The 14,614-nt window shown below is 56.2% G+C and carries 17 protein-coding genes; 6 read left to right on the plus strand and 11 right to left on the minus strand.

Annotated elements, in window-relative coordinates; genetic code table 11:
* Window position 1: 1 nt before the first annotated feature.
* Window positions 2–340, plus strand: a complete 339-nt coding sequence (locus tag MCP_RS02805; RefSeq protein WP_012899303.1) for a DUF1894 domain-containing protein — start codon at window positions 2–4, stop codon at window positions 338–340.
* Window positions 341–352: 12 nt separating this feature from the next.
* A complete protein-coding gene (locus tag MCP_RS02810; RefSeq protein WP_128566988.1) occupies window positions 353–946 on the plus strand; it encodes a hypothetical protein in 594 nt (197 codons plus the stop codon).
* Between the two features lie 20 nt (window positions 947–966).
* Here MCP_RS02810 and MCP_RS02815 read toward each other — a convergent pair whose 3' ends face one another.
* Complete coding sequence (locus tag MCP_RS02815) at window positions 967–1,296, minus strand: DUF2098 domain-containing protein (protein ID WP_012899305.1); 330 nt, start codon at window positions 1,294–1,296, stop codon at window positions 967–969.
* Window positions 1,297–1,417: 121 nt separating this feature from the next.
* On the opposite strand from MCP_RS02815, the gene MCP_RS02820 reads away from it, so the two are divergent.
* From MCP_RS02820 to MCP_RS02830, 3 genes are all read left to right on the plus strand, one after another.
* The gene (locus tag MCP_RS02820) at window positions 1,418–2,626 is read left to right on the plus strand and encodes a YcaO-related McrA-glycine thioamidation protein (RefSeq protein WP_012899306.1); all 1,209 of its coding nucleotides are present in this window, start codon (window positions 1,418–1,420) and stop codon (window positions 2,624–2,626) included.
* Window positions 2,623–3,276, plus strand: a complete 654-nt coding sequence (locus MCP_RS02825; protein WP_012899307.1) for a TfuA-related McrA-glycine thioamidation protein — start codon at window positions 2,623–2,625, stop codon at window positions 3,274–3,276. Before MCP_RS02820 ends, MCP_RS02825 begins: the two co-directional genes overlap by 4 nt.
* 245 nt (window positions 3,277–3,521) lie before the next feature.
* Window positions 3,522–3,926, plus strand: a complete 405-nt coding sequence (locus MCP_RS02830) for a GxxExxY protein (protein ID WP_012899308.1) — start codon at window positions 3,522–3,524, stop codon at window positions 3,924–3,926.
* A gap of 194 nt (window positions 3,927–4,120) precedes the next feature.
* On the opposite strand, the gene MCP_RS02835 is transcribed toward MCP_RS02830, so the two are convergent.
* Window positions 4,121–4,465: a hypothetical protein gene (locus MCP_RS02835; RefSeq protein WP_012899309.1), complete on the minus strand. Its 345-nt coding sequence runs from the start codon at window positions 4,463–4,465 to the stop codon at window positions 4,121–4,123.
* Window positions 4,466–4,558: 93 nt separating this feature from the next.
* Between MCP_RS02835 and MCP_RS16115 the strand changes: the two genes are divergently transcribed.
* Window positions 4,559–5,749, plus strand: a complete 1,191-nt coding sequence (locus MCP_RS16115; protein WP_012899310.1) for a beta-propeller fold lactonase family protein — start codon at window positions 4,559–4,561, stop codon at window positions 5,747–5,749.
* Window positions 5,750–5,781: 32 nt separating this feature from the next.
* Here the strand turns inward: MCP_RS16115 and mcrD are convergent, their stop codons facing one another.
* From mcrD to MCP_RS02885, 9 genes are all read right to left on the minus strand, one after another.
* The gene (mcrD, locus tag MCP_RS02845; RefSeq protein WP_231845141.1) at window positions 5,782–6,315 is read right to left on the minus strand and encodes a methyl-coenzyme M reductase operon protein D; all 534 of its coding nucleotides are present in this window, start codon (window positions 6,313–6,315) and stop codon (window positions 5,782–5,784) included.
* Window positions 6,316–6,333: 18 nt separating this feature from the next.
* Entirely contained in the window at window positions 6,334–7,029 is a 696-nt protein-coding gene (locus tag MCP_RS02850) for a flavodoxin family protein (protein WP_012899312.1), read from the minus strand.
* Between the two features lie 109 nt (window positions 7,030–7,138).
* Complete coding sequence (locus MCP_RS02855) at window positions 7,139–7,831, minus strand: TetR/AcrR family transcriptional regulator (RefSeq protein ID WP_012899313.1); 693 nt, start codon at window positions 7,829–7,831, stop codon at window positions 7,139–7,141.
* An 85-nt stretch (window positions 7,832–7,916) separates the two neighbouring features.
* Window positions 7,917–8,852, minus strand: a complete 936-nt coding sequence (locus MCP_RS02860; RefSeq protein ID WP_012899314.1) for an ABC transporter ATP-binding protein — start codon at window positions 8,850–8,852, stop codon at window positions 7,917–7,919.
* A 25-nt stretch (window positions 8,853–8,877) separates the two neighbouring features.
* Window positions 8,878–9,414 (minus strand): DUF2284 domain-containing protein, encoded by a 537-nt coding sequence (locus MCP_RS02865; protein WP_128566989.1) that lies wholly within the window; start codon window positions 9,412–9,414, stop codon window positions 8,878–8,880.
* A 43-nt stretch (window positions 9,415–9,457) separates the two neighbouring features.
* A complete protein-coding gene (locus tag MCP_RS02870; RefSeq protein ID WP_012899316.1) occupies window positions 9,458–10,204 on the minus strand; it encodes an ABC transporter permease in 747 nt (248 codons plus the stop codon).
* 11 nt (window positions 10,205–10,215) lie between these two features.
* Window positions 10,216–10,974, minus strand: coding sequence for an ABC transporter permease (locus tag MCP_RS02875; RefSeq protein WP_012899317.1), 759 nt, complete (start codon window positions 10,972–10,974; stop codon window positions 10,216–10,218).
* Window position 10,975: 1 nt separating this feature from the next.
* Window positions 10,976–12,694 carry an ATP-binding cassette domain-containing protein gene (locus MCP_RS02880; RefSeq protein ID WP_012899318.1) on the minus strand — a complete coding sequence of 573 codons (1,719 nt, stop codon included), beginning with the start codon at window positions 12,692–12,694 and terminating at the stop codon, window positions 10,976–10,978.
* Between the two features lie 3 nt (window positions 12,695–12,697).
* On the minus strand, window positions 12,698–14,389 hold the full coding sequence (locus MCP_RS02885; protein ID WP_012899319.1) for an ATP-binding cassette domain-containing protein: 1,692 nt from the start codon (window positions 14,387–14,389) through the stop codon (window positions 12,698–12,700).
* Window positions 14,390–14,614: the final 225 nt, after the last annotated feature.

Below are 14,614 nucleotides of genomic sequence, written 5' to 3' on the forward strand. Positions count from 1 at the left end.
TATGGCCTGCCTGAACGACTACGATTACGATATACTCTTATCGCACCAGACCTACGCCGAGTCCGAGAAGTTCATCCTCTCGAAATACTGGGAGACCTACTACGTGGAGCCCGGCTATACCGTGCTGAACCTCCGCATACTGGGCAGCGAGTACGTGCCCATCGCCGTCGAGGACAACACGGACAACCTGATCCTGCCCTACACGAAGCCCTGCATGGGCACCTTCGTCGTGCGCATCAAGCACGTACCCCAGGAAGTAGAGCGCATCCGGAAGAGCTTCGAGAGGACGATCACGCTCAAGCAGTGGCGTAAGAACGTCGACGAGTCTAAAGCAAAATAGGGGACCACACTCATGCCTGTAAAGAAGACCACGAAGAAGCCGGCCGCTAAGAAGCCGGCCCCGAAGAGATCATCTAAAGCGCCGGCAAAGAAAGCGCCGGTTGTGGACAGCTCGAAAGTTTCCGTACAGCCCAGGGAACTCCTGGAAAAGAAAGCCATTGACAAGGGCGAGAACATCGAGAGCCTCATCACCCGGAGAAATGTCGAAGTGAAGCCCGTCGAGGAGATCATGGGCATCAGGCAAAAAGTGGATTTCCACAGCAAGCCCGTCATACCCGGCGTCTTCGACCTCCTGATACCGCCCGGCACGCCCCGGAAGCTCATCCTCAAGCTGGCAAAGGAGTACCCCGTGCAGATCGTGCGCCGGGACGACATCTACGTGCCCGTAGGCGTGTGCGACGTCGAGCGGGACCTACTGGCGATCCGCGGCGATAAGAAGACCATCCAGAAGATGGAAAAGATCCTTTTTCAGGAGATCGATGCTTTCATCAACGGCCAGGACGCCCGGCTTCACAACTACAATAAGCCCGTCAAGCTCGAGGGCATCAGCCCCGTGGAAAAGCCCGTTAAACCAAAAGCAAAAGTAAAAGCTAAGGCGAAAAAATAATCCTTAGCTTCCTGTTATTTTTATCCGCCGCCTTCGCAGCTCGTGTCCATGTTGATGTCCTTGACCTTGAGGGCGTCTTCCATGCTTCTAATTTTTTTCTCGACCTCTTCCATGTCGACCCTGGCCGCGGTCTCGTCCTCTTCCTCGGTGGCGTCGGCGGCCGTGACCTCAAGGTAGCGGGTGTCGTAGTACAGGCGGGTCTTATCCAGGAGCGCCCAGGTCTTATCGTTCTCCCGCTTCATTTCGACGACCTTGCCCACGGTCCTCGTCGAGACGTACTTGACGGTCGCCCCCACGGTTATGGGCTTGCCGTACAGGTCGTTGGCCGTTATGCTTTCGCTCGCTTCCATCGTTCTCGCCACTTAATACTAGGCCGACGGGATAAATAAACTTGATGCAGGCCCCCTCCGACACTTTAAATACACATCGACCCCATAAAGTATTCGAACGGCCTCAACAGATGGTGATAGGATGAAGCTCACACTGAAAAAGACGCCAAAGGGCTACACGAAGGACACGCACCGCGTGGTGCCGCCCGAGGAGACGCTGGCCCGCGTGGAAAAGCTATTGCCGGGCATAGGCGTAACGAGGGTCGCGGAGATATCGGGCCTCGACCGCATCGGCATTCCGGTGTACTCGGCCATTCGCCCTGCTTCGGCCAAAGGCGCCATATCGGTCTATGCCGGGAAGGGGGCCACGCCCGTGGAGGCAAAGGTCTCGGTCATGATGGAGGCGATCGAGCGGTACTCCTCTGAGTTTCAGAAGGCCGATAAGAAGCGTGTCGTGATGGGCACGTTCACCGACGTATCCAATGGTAAGGTCGCTGTCGACCCGCAAAAGCTCATTTTGCCCGGCCAGCTTCTGCCTAACGTCCGGCTGGACTGGATCGACGGGTACGACCTCATGAATAAGAAAGAAGTGCTGCTGCCCTGTAACGCCGTTTTTCATCCATATCTTGCGCCGTTCAAGCTGTTCAGGAGTAACACGAACGGCCTTGCGTCCGGGAACACCATGGAGGAGGCCATCTTCCACGGCTTGATGGAAGTCGTGGAGAGGGACGCGTTATCTATCGCCGAGGCCACCAGGGACCCGGGCAAGGAGATCACGATCACGAAGAAGGACGGGCTCGCCTATGAGCTATACGCCAAATTCGGAAAGGCCGGCATCGACGTGAAGCTCTGGTACCTGCCCACCGACTCGGGCATACCTACCGTGCTCGCCTCTACGGACGATAAGGAGCTCATGGACCCATCATTACTGGTCATGGGCGTGGGCACCCATATGGACGCCCGCATCTCTGTCCTGCGCGCTTTAACGGAGGTGGCGCAGAGCCGGGCCACGCAGATCCAGGGCGCCCGGGAGGACACGGACCGGGAGAAGGTCGTCCGGACCATCGGCTACGAGCGCATGAAGCGCATGAACAGGCACTGGTATGGCGAGGGCAAGGAGACGATCACGCTCAAGGAATTGCCGGACCTGTCCACGGACTCGCACAAGGGCGACATCGAGAAGGCCGTGAAGATGCTCAAGGGCTGCGTCGCGGCCGTCATCGTCACCGACCTGACCCGCGAGGATGTCGGCGTGCCGGTAGTGCGCGTGACCGTGCCGGGCCTCGAGATGTACGCCATCGACCACGAGCGCATCGGCCCGCGCTGTAAGCGCCCCGTCATGAGAAAATGAGCAAGGTCATTGTCTATCTCGGCCCAAGCCTTTCTATCGAGAAGGCTAAAGCTATTCTGGAGGCGGATTACCGTCCGCCCATTCGCCGCGGGGACCTGAAGAAGGCCCTCAAGTCCGGCGTCGATATTGTCGGCATCATCGACGGCACATTTTTTAACGACTCGCCCGTAGCCCACAAGGAGATACTTGACGTGCTAAAAAAAGGCGTCACAGTGGTCGGAGGCTCCAGCATGGGCGCCCTCCGGGCGTCGGAGCTCGACGTGTTCGGCATGGTCGGGGTCGGCCGCATATACGAGTGCTACCGCTCGGGGCGCATCGAGGCCGACGACGAGGTGGCAGTCACCTATAACCCGGTAACTGGCGAGCAGATCTCAGAGCCTCTGGTGAACGTCCGCTACCAGCTCAAGGCCGCCGAGAAAGACGACGTTATGACGAAAAAGGAAAAAGACGCGCTCCTCTCTATGGCCGCAGGGATGCACTACCCGGACAGGACTTACCCGAATATCCTCAAGATGTCGGTCGAAAAAGGATTACTTAGCTCTGATAAAGCTGATTCCCTTTTGAAATATATCAATGAAAAGCCTCTGAACCTCAAAGCGGAGGATGCCGTGGCCGTACTTGAGAAAATTAAAAAAATATCTATTAGCTAATAAATTTTTTTGCTTATATGTTATGCAGTCTCGGCGTGTCCTTAACCACAGGGGCACGGGGAGCGCAGAGTTCACAGAGATTTTTTTTATAGATGGAGGCTCAGAGGGCACAGGGCCGGTTTATTGGCTTTCCTAGGGCACAGAGATTATCGAGGCACGGTTGACCAATAAACAGTTCATGAGGAATAACATATATTTTCATTTTAATGAAAAAACCTATAACCTATTACAATAATTACATTTTTATGAGCAACGTATTGAAAAAAGACCCCATACCAGACGAAATTAATAAGCTAACAGGACAGATCGTCGACGCAGCGTTCATCGTGCATACGACATTCGGGCCGGGACTGCTCGAAAGCATTTACGAGGAATGCCTGATACACGAATTAAAACTCAGAGGCATAAAAGTACAATCACAGATCAACGTGCCTCTCGACTTCAAAGGCCTATACATAGAACGAGGCCTCATACTCGACGTACTCGTTGAAGGCCAGGTAATCGTCGAAGTAAAATCGGTCAAAGAACTCCACCCCGTCTACGAACAACAATTACTAACATACATGAAGATAACAGGAAAACGAGTGGGATTATTAATTAACTTTAACGCACCGCTGATAAAAAACGGCATAAAACGAATGGTCCTATAAACCATTTTTCACCACCAGTGCCTCTACAATCTCTGTGCCCCAGGAAAATAAAAAATGAGACTCTGAGTACTCCGTGCCTCAAATTATAAAAAAGTCTCCGTGAAACTCCCGTGCCCTCTGCGCCCCTGTGGTTAAGGACACGCCACGACAGCATAACTATGAAATAAGGAAGAATTAAACAAGAAGCACATATTTTATCCTAACGTCTCCAAAAAGTCGATGAACTTCCGCAGCTTAGCCGCTCTCTCTTTCGTCGTCCGACGCCCCACCATCTCCAGGAACGCATCCTTATGCTCGGGCACGATACAGGTAAGGCTCTCCTCCCCATTCTCCGCAAGGCAGATGAGATAATCAAGCTCCTCATCGCTCAGCTTCTCCACGCGCTCCATGAAGTCCTCCCTGGACTTCGCATAGTGCCTGGACAGGGGAGGCAAAATGGACCGGTACATGCGGCCCGAGGAAACACAGGTACCATCGTTCAGCTCGGGGCACAGCTTTTTCAGGATATCCCAGTCATACTCGCTTAGCTCTCTCGACATCTCTCCTACATTACGATGGCGTTTCTAAATACGTTTCCATGCAATTTTTATATCCGGCCGGGCATATATTAAGCGACAAGCGCTTGAGGTTCAATGATGAGGCGGGTTCCTATTATAGTTATAGCCGTGACGCTGGCCTTTCTGGCATGCGGTATGGCGCAGGCGGCAGTGCCGGCCCCGGGGCAGGGGTTCCTGTACGTGGCGAACACGGACCAGAGAACGGTCACCGTCATAGACATGCAGACGGACGCGGTCCTGAGGACGATCGAGGTCGGGGGCCAGATAAATGGCATAGCGGCGGACCCGACGGGATACTACGTTTACCTGGCGTGCTACGACGGCGTGAGGATCATCGACACCCAGACCGACGACTCCCGTAACGTCGGCATGGGCCAGGGCCCGAAAGCCATAACAGTAAGCCCTGACGGCTCCGGCTATTACGTCCTCTACGGTAACTATATCAACCTGGCGAAGATCGGCAGCGGCGACGTGGCACAAAAGATCACACTTCCGAGAAACAAGGACATCATGGCCGTCAGCCCTGACGGAAGCATGGCATGCCTGGGAAGCGCGTACTTCGAGACCATCGGCCTGTATAAGGTCCCCTCGGGCGAGTCAGCGTCGCCCGAGATCGACTTCGGCCAGAGCGTCTACTGCACGTTCTCCCCGGATAACGAGTACGCCTACATCAGCCTGAAGGACCAGAAAAAAGTGATCGCGCTGAAAGCCCACGACTACTTTATAAAATATGATATCTCAGTGCCTTCGAACCCCGGCGGCCTTGCGGTCAGCCCCGACGGGTCCACGCTCTATGCCACGCTGCCCTCGGAAAATAAGGTCGTGGCGGTGAACACATCCTCCAGGAGCGTGCTCGGCACCATCGACGTGGGCGATTCCCCGCAGCAGATCATCTTCAGCCCTGACGGCAATAAGGCCTATGTCAGCGACGCTAACTCGAATGCCATCTCGGTCATCGATACGAGCGGCCTCCCGGGGAACATCGGCAACGTGACGAAGACGATATCCGTGGGCTCCCGCCCCGTATACCTGGCCATCGCCTCGAAGCCGGCCTTACCGACGGACACGCCGACTCCGACTCCGGTGCCTACGCCAACGCCAGTGCCTACGCCCACGCCAACCGCCGTGCCGACGGAAATGCCGACTCCGACCTCACAGCCGGCCACTCCTACGCCTACGCCCACTCCGCAGCCGTCGCCCGGGTTCGAAGTACTGGCTGCTCTGGCATGCCTGGCAACGGCGGGCATATACAGGATAAAAAAATAAGGTTAAAGGGGGCTAACCGCCCCCGATGAACTTTATACTCTCTCGTTCTTATCCGTGTGATCGAGCCCGCAGCACGCCGGCTCACGCTTTACCTTAGGGTCGAACATCCCCAGGCTCATGTCGTCGACGTTCGGCCCCCTGCGCGCATAGTCCGAGACGGTCTTTTTCCTCCTCAGATAGAGCCCCTCGTTCAGCTCGAACGGGAAGGGCAGCGCTTTCTCACAAGCCTCCCGGATCTTTTCTATGGCCTTCGTGTCCTCGATCTCAATCCATATCCTGCCCACCTGGACGCTTAGCTCGACCATCTCTCCCATGATGTTGAAGTACTTCTTCTCGGCCACGCCGAACTTGCCTTCAAGCAAGTCATCGGGATCATCCCTGGGCAGCCCGGGCCCGTAGACGACCATCCGTATGATGCCCTCTATAGTGTTCAGCTCGTTCAATAGCTTCTGGGCCGTCCCGATGTTGAGCAGCCTCTGAGGGAAGACCTCGATCTGCATCGTTCCATTTTCCCCTAATTTCATAGAACCGACATTAGTCGACATTAGCTTCTTTGACCTTGGCATTGATTGACCTCCTATCGCTTAGAATTGATACAGTATCAGGCTCTTCCATTCGTGTTTTACTCGTGATACGGCGGATGGCAAAGGCGCCGAGATCATCGTTTTTTCGCATCCACCGACGAGCTGCCGCCCCGCATCATTTGCCAGTTTAACGATGTCATCGCCCGAAGTGCCCTCTTTCAGCCCGCCCCTCAGGATAGCCTGTCTTTGCCCGGGCAAATTTCCCTCGAAGCCCGGGTATGAGTTCGTGCAGAAAGCCTTGATGTGCGTAAGTACGGGATTCAGGCCATCGATCTCCCAGAAGCCGCAGCCCGAGACTAGGACTACTTTACGTAATCGCACAGCTTCCCGGGTCGTATGGACTGCGTGCTCATACGTATGGTTCACCGAAGGCTCCATATCGGGCACTAATCTCGCTTTAATCGACCTGAGAGATGGTGTTTCATGGCCTACGACGCCGTCGAAATATAGCGGCGACGCCAGGACGAGGGCATCGCCACCGCCGATCTTCGGGCGGAGCCACCGCATATCATCGTATGGCATGCATTTTCCAGGAGTGCTGACCGTGCAGTTGAGGTTACCACAGCAAGGATAAACGACCAGGTCACGGCCATTATACACTTCCACTTCCGCTCCGGCCGCTCGTATGCCCTCGAGGTACGGGTCGAGTAGTACGCCCATGCTTCCATTACTGGAGTCGATCACGAGCACTTTCATCGTTCATCGCCTGTATTTTAACCTATATTTATAAAATAACTAATAGTTATCAAATAACTATAGGTTATTATACCTATTTAAGGATTTGGTCTAGAACGTCATCCGCTTATTATTTCAGGATCATATCGCTCATGAACTGCCGGATATCGGAGGCGAACAGCGCTCTATCGATCCCCCGGCCTTCAAGGGCTTTTCTCAGGTCCAGGCGCATGTTCGGGATACTCTGGAGGAGCAGCGTATAGACGACCGCGACCTCCACCGGGTCCAGGCCAGGCCTGATAGTCCCTTCCTTAATGCCCTGCTCGATGGCGTTACTTTGTATTGTGAGCATTTCCTGCCGTAGCGCTACGATCTCTTTCGCGTGGTCGTCGCCGGATACCAGCGCGAAACCCGTATGCGCGTAGCTGATGAGGGCCTCCATCTCGTCCTTCATGCTCTCCAGGTCGAACCGCCCCGACTGAAAATAGTTATAGAGCCGGAGAAATTCGGGGTATTGCTCTGCAAAGTCGATGTATGCCTGTCCGGCGGCCCAGAATTTTTCTATGCCCGAAGCTTTATTCCTGACCCGCTCCCGGACGATGGAGGCCAGGATCCGGACGCCCCTCAGGACAACGGCGAAGAACAGGGACTCCTTGTCTTTAAAATAGAGATACAGCGTGGCCTTATTTAGCTCAACTTCCCGGGCGATGTCGTCCATGGTGACGCTCTCGTATCCCCTGGCGAAGAACAGCTTCTCGGCCGCCTGGAGAATATCGTTATGCCTCTGCTCCTTTTCCCTTTCTTTCCTGCTAGCTATCGACATCGCGGGCGCACCATACTGAACATCGGTTATAAAATAACCAGTGGTGTTAACCATATAAAGGCTTTACCGTAAGGGTGGAATAATTTTATGCATCATCCAGGCGCTCTCCCGTCAGGTTCAGGAAAACGTCCTCCAGCGTGGGCTTTTTCACGTAGAGCTCCTGGCACAAATGGCCATCGCCACCCAGTACCGATATAGCCTTTGCCATGGCTGCCATGCCGTCGCCATAGGCTAGTCTCACCGTGACATCGTTGCCCGATACGAGGCTTCCGGGCAGCGCCTCCCTTAGCCTTTCGATGGCTCCCGTGCTACATCCCCTGACGACCAGCGTGTTCCCGCCGCCATACTTGTTTATCAGGTCTTCGGGCGTCCCATGTGTAACGATAGAGCCCCTGTTCAGGACGCATATCCTATCGGCAAGCTGGTGTGCCTCGTCCATGTAGTGCGTCGTGAGGAGGACGGTCTTGCCTCGCGCCTTCAGGCCTTTTATCATGTCCCAAACGTCCCGTCGCGCTTTCGGGTCGAGGCCGGTCGTGGGCTCGTCTAAAAAGACTACCTCCGGGTCGTTGATTAGTGCGATGGCGATGCCCACGCGCTGCTTCTGGCCTCCGGAAAGGTGCTTGAATAACGCGTTACGCTTATCCCTCAGCCCCATCTCATCGATGATCCGGTCGACATTCCCATACTTCCGGTACATCTGCGCAAAATAGTCGATGTTCTCGTAAACGGTCAAAAGGTCGAACCCTTTAAATCCCTGTGGAAGCGCGCCGATCTTCTCCTTGATACCGGTATAGTCCTTCGTCAATGCATATAGCTGCTCCGAGTCCAGGACGTAGGCAAAGCCACTTGTGGGGCGCTCGACGAACTCGAGGATTTTGATGATGGTGGTCTTTCCGGCGCCGTTGGGGCCTAACAAGGCGAAGATCTCTCCCCGGCGCACCTTGAACGAAACGTTACAGACCGCCGGATTGTTCGGGTAATTCTTAACGAGCCCGGATACCCCTATCACGACATCGTCCATTTTTCGGCCACCATCTCTATAATAGCTAATCGATGAGTAATAACGCCATTGGCTCGGGCGATTTAGCCTCCGGCGGAAATTTCACTGCCATGCCGGCGTTTTTCGCCGTCTTCATCACGTTGACGCCGACCGCTTCGGCCGCGATACGGGCCATCGCCGGGCTCAGGCACATGCCCTTTTCGACGTTGCATTTTTCGTACAGGTGGCAGGAGCCGCCGACAAAGGCCGTGGCGAAGGTATAGCCGCGGCCGAACGCGACTTTCTCGAGCTCCAGCATGATCGCCAAGGTCGTCCGGTAATACTCCCTGTACTGTGTCCGCAACGCAGCCAGCCGCTCTTCGGCGGTACCCGGGGTTTCGGGCATTGCCGGCGGCTTATGCTTTAGGACCATTGCGAAGCCATACTCCTTCAGGGCCTGCCTGAACTCATCGGGCGTCGGCACGAACGGAGGGCACTTCAGGTTTGTACCGTACGACGGGCAGCCGACCCGGCACTTGAGGCGCACCCGGTCCTCGACGACGACCTGTTCGGCCGGGATGACCCTGGCCCCCGTAACTCCCAGCGCTAATGCCGCTTCCTCTAAAAATTTAAAATCTTCTTGCGTGTTAACCCTCCCTCCACCGGAGAGCTATGACGCCGATACTGAAAAATATTAAGGCTAGCGCGCTCACGACGGCCAGGTCCGCCACGGCGCTGCTCATGTTGCCCGTGACCATGGCGCTCCTCAGGCCGTCGTTCAGGTAGGTTAGCGGGGAAATCGCCGCAACGGCCTGCAGGAACCATGGCAGCCGTCCCACCGGGAAGATGGAGCCCGACAGGAAGATGAGCGGCAGCGTAACGGTGAACGCGGCGTTGGCCGCTTCGTCGCCCTTAATAATATAGGCGATGACCATGCCCATGCCGATGAACATGACCCCGCCGGCCAGTACCAGTAGTGCCACGATGAGGTTCAGGCCCGGGGTGACGCCGAACGCCAGCCAGGCCACGGCGAGCGATACGGCGACGGACAGCAGCACGACTACCGTCCCCGTCAAGACCCGGGAAACATTCCATTCGATCCGCCTGATGGGCGTCATCGCCAGCTTGCGGAAGATGCCGGCGGCCCGGAGCCTGCTGACAAAGCCCACCGTATGGTCGACGGCCGATACCATGATGGCGATCCCGACGATGCCGGGTAGCAGGAAATCCGCGTACAAGGCGCTATTGCCCATCACGTAGTCCGCCCGGCTCCCGAACAGGTACCACGCCATGACGAGGAAGACCACCGGGAAGAGGAAGGTGACGAGCACCGACTGCCGGTTCCGGAAGAACTGGAGCAGGCTGTACTTTATATCGGTCGTTATTCGAGACATCTCTTGCCCTCCTACACGTCCTGCCCATCCTTGCCCATGAGGATGGCCACCCCGATGGTGAACAGCACAAATCCGAGGCCGATACTGATCAGCAGGCTCACGGCGGCGCTGCCGTAATCGCCCGAGAACATGGCGCTCCTCAGGCCGTCATTCAGCGGCGTGAGAGGCGACAGTATCGAGAAGAACTGTACAAGGAACGGAAGCTGCTCTATCGGGAATAGCGACCCCGAGACCATCATCAGGGGCAGCGTGATCATGAGCGAGACCATGTTCGGCGACCGCACGTCATCGAAGACGTAGGCGATGATCATTCCCATCCCGATGAACATGAACGCGCCCGCGATCACCAGCAGAACCGAAAATACGTTGATGGCCGGGAGGATACCGAACGCCAGCCAGGCGGCGATAAGCGCTACTGCCACGGATAACAGCACGATGAACGTCCCGGATATGATCCTCGCCAGGTTCCACTCGATGGTGGACATCGGCGTTACCGATAGCATGTTGAACACGCCGTTAGCCCGGTACCTGGATATGGTCCCCATGGTCTCATTCAGCGCCGAGAACATGATGCACATGCCCAGGATGCCCGACAGCAGGTATCCCATATAGTTGACCCCTCCCTCAGCCGTGTCGCTGCCCAGCAGGTATCCCAGGATGACCAGGAATACGGCCGGGAATACGAGCGAGAAGAATACGGACTGCCGGCTGCGCAGGAACTGTACCAGGCTATACTTGATGTCGGTGGCCATTCGTGATATGCGTGACATTTTAAGTGCCTCCTTCCACGAGGTTCTCGCCCGTCAGGTTCAGGAACACGTCCTCGAGCGTTGGCTTCTTCACGTAGATCTCCCGGCAGGCGAAGCCGCCGGACTTGATGACCTCGACGGCCTTCGCGATGCTCGCCATGCCGTCCGATCCCCGCAGCTTCACGAGCACGCTGTCGCCTTCGATCGTACTGCCGGGGATCGCCTTCGACAGCGGATCGAGGGCTTCAGCGTTGCATTCCCTGATCACCAGGACGTTACCCCCGCCGTGCCGGTTTATAAGGTCTTCGGGCGTCCCCTCGACGATAACTATGCCTTTATTAATAATGCAGACCCGGTCGGCCAGATGATATGCCTCGTCCATGTAATGGGTCGTAAGGAAGACCGTCTTGCCCTTCGCCTTGATGGCCTTGATGGCCTCCCACACGTCCCTCCTGGACCGGGGGTCCAGGCCGGTCGTCGGCTCGTCGAGGAAGACGATATCCGGGTCGTTGATGAGCGCGATGGCGATGCCCACCCGCTGCTTCAGGCCGCCGGAGAGGTCCTTGAACAGGGCGTTCCGCTTCTCCCTCAGGCCCAGCTCATCGATCATGCGGTCGACATCCACGTGCTTCGAGTACATCCGGGCAAAATAATCGATATTCTCGTAGACCGTCAAGAGGCCGAATAAGTTAAAGCCCTGGGGAAGCACTCCTATCCTTTCCTTGATGTTCCCGTAATCGCGTTTCTCGCCCGGAAAAGGATTGCCGCCTAGCTCCGTCCGGATACCGGTGAGAACGGCGTTACCGAAAATGCTAATAAAGCCCCGGGTAGGGGTTTTCAGCAATTCGAGTACCTCCACGATCGTCGTCTTACCGGCGCCATTCGGGCCCAGCAAAGCAAAAACCTCGCCCGTCCTAACGTAAAACGAGACTCCGCACACGGCCGGAAACTTACCATAGTTCTTAACCAGGTATCTTACGTCAATGGCATTCCCGGGCCTGCCACGCCTGCCATGGCTTTTCACGACGGACATGAGCATGTCAAAATCTTCCGTGGCCTTGGCCGCTCTCACATATTCCATGGCATCGATTGCACATTCATATGAGCCGGGATCGTCCCGGATCAACTCTGAAGCTTCTATCTTGAAGCCCGCAGTTTCAAGCATCTTATACAGGCCATCGGCCGATAGGTTCCTGAAGGTCTGAGGGTATCTAACCTGAGCGTCCCCATAACCGGCCATAAGCTTATAAGAGCTCAGCCTTTTACGAGCCTCTCCGATAAAACTGTTGTCCGGGTTCACGATGATGAGCCTGCCGCCCGGCTTCAGTATCCGGCGTGCTTCTGCCAGGGCCGCTGCCGGGTCGGGTATGTAGTTTAATACCAGGGCCATAAGCACCGTATCGAACGTGTCATCCGGGAACGATGTCTTCATGCAGTCCTCCTTCTGAAAGGTAATATTTCCAGCGCTACTAAGGCGCTCCATTGCCCTGGCGAGCATCCCCTCGCAAAAGTCGGTCGCTACAACGCTATCAGCCACCCTGGCCAGCGTCTTCGTGAAGTATCCCGTGCCACAGCCTAGCTCGACGGCCCTCCCCAACCCGGCCTCTTGGCTAAGCTTTTCAAGGGCTGTCGGCCGAAGATTCTTACCCATCGTCCCATCGACTGCATTGTCGTACTTTTGCGATACCGCATCCCAGAACTTTATGCCGGCCCCGGTATCGGCCATCACGGCGATTGGCATTTATTATCCTCCTTCGATCAGCTTTTCGCCGGTCAGGTTCAGGAACACGTCCTCGAGCGTTGGCTTCTTCACGTAGATCTCCCGGCAGGCGAAGCCGCCGGACTTGATGACCTCGACGGCCTTCGCGATGCTTGCCATGCCATCGTCCTCCTGCAGCTTTGCCATTACGTTATTGCCGTCGATCGTGCTCCCGGGTATGGCCTTCGCCAGCGGCTCCAGGGCGTCGGGGCTGCATTCTCTGATGACCAGGGTGTTGCCTCCGCCATACCGGTTGATGAGGTCCTCGGGCGAGCCCTCGGCGACGATGCTGCCCTTGTGGATGACACAGACCCGGTCGGCGAGCTGGTATGCCTCGTCCATGTAATGGGTAGTCAAAAAGATGGTCTTACCCTTCGCCTTGAGCCTCTTGATGGCCTCCCACACGTCCCTCCTGGACCGGGGGTCCAGGCCGGTCGTCGGCTCGTCGAGGAAGACGATATCAGGGTCGTTGATGAGCGCGATGGCGATGCCCACCCGCTGCTTCAGGCCGCCGGAGAGGTCCTTGAACAGGGCGTTCCGCTTCTCCCTCAGCCCTAACTCATCGATGAGCCGGTCGGCGTCCACGTGCTTCGAGTACATCCGGGCGAAGTAGTCGATGTTCTCGTAGACCGTGAGCAGCTCGAACGAGTTAAAGCCCTGCGGAAGTACTCCGATCTTTTCCTTTAAGTCCGCAAAATTCCTGTCCTGGGCCATGAATAGATTGCCCACCGGGGCCCCGATGAGCACATCGCTTCCCAGGATGCTAATAAAGCCGCGCGTCGGGGATTTGAGCAGCTCGAGGACCTCCACGATGGTGGTCTTGCCGGCGCCGTTGGGGCCGAGCAGGGCGAAGACCTCGCCCTTCCGGACCGTGAACGAGACGCCGAAGACGGCGATGAATTTACCATAGTACTTACTGAGGTCCTTTACTACGATCACGGCCTCCGCTCTTTCATAGTTCTTGAGCATCCCGGCCGACGATGCCGCACGATCCGAAGTCTTGACGGCCCGGACGTAGTCCATGGCGAGATTCGAGGCACTCGTGTCGTCCCCGAGGATCTCCAGGGACGTGATCTGGAAGCCGGCCGCGGGGAGCATCTGGCGCAGGTCGTTATCCGATATGCCCCTGGCGCTTTTCTCCATGGCCTCGAACTCTTCCTTAGTAAAATAATCGGCGGCGAACCCGTAATTGGAGGAGAACCGTATCATCGTCCCGGGCATGTCTGCGACGTCGATGTAGCTTCCATCCGGGTTTGCGATGATGATCACGCCGCCCGGCTTCAATATCCGGTTCGCCTCGCACAGGGCCTGCATCGGATTATCCGTGACGTTGATAACGAGCGCCATGAACGCGGCGTCGAACGCCCTATCGGCGAACGATGTCCTCATGCAGTCCTCCTTTTGGATGGTCACGTTTATAATGCCCTTCATCCCCTCCCGTGCCCGGGCCAGCATCTCGTCGCTGAGGTCCGTGGCGACGACGCTGTCGGCCACCTCCGCAAGGGTCCTCGTAAAATATCCCGTACCGCAGCCGAACTCCGCGACCCGGCCCAGGCCCTTCTCACGCTCCAGCCTTTCCCGCACCTGGGGCCTGAGCCTATCGCCGATCGTCCTGTCGACGATGGAATCGTATTTTGCTGATATGATATTCCAGTACTTTTCATTGTCCACAGACATGATCGACCGCGCTCCGCTCTCTACCTCTTACTCCCTGGCCATACGATATCGGGCTTACAGCCATCCCGGCAAGCCCGGAATAAACCCGGGCCCATGAGGCGACTACTCGGTATCTTTAAACGGCATCTTTTCATACGATTGTTACCATTTCAATATGTATTGGAATGAATGCTATAAAAATGTTATCATTACAATATGTTTTTAAACTATTTTCAATATTGACTG

Source organism: Methanocella paludicola SANAE, assembly GCF_000011005.1.
Lineage (GTDB): Archaea > Halobacteriota > Methanocellia > Methanocellales > Methanocellaceae > Methanocella > Methanocella paludicola.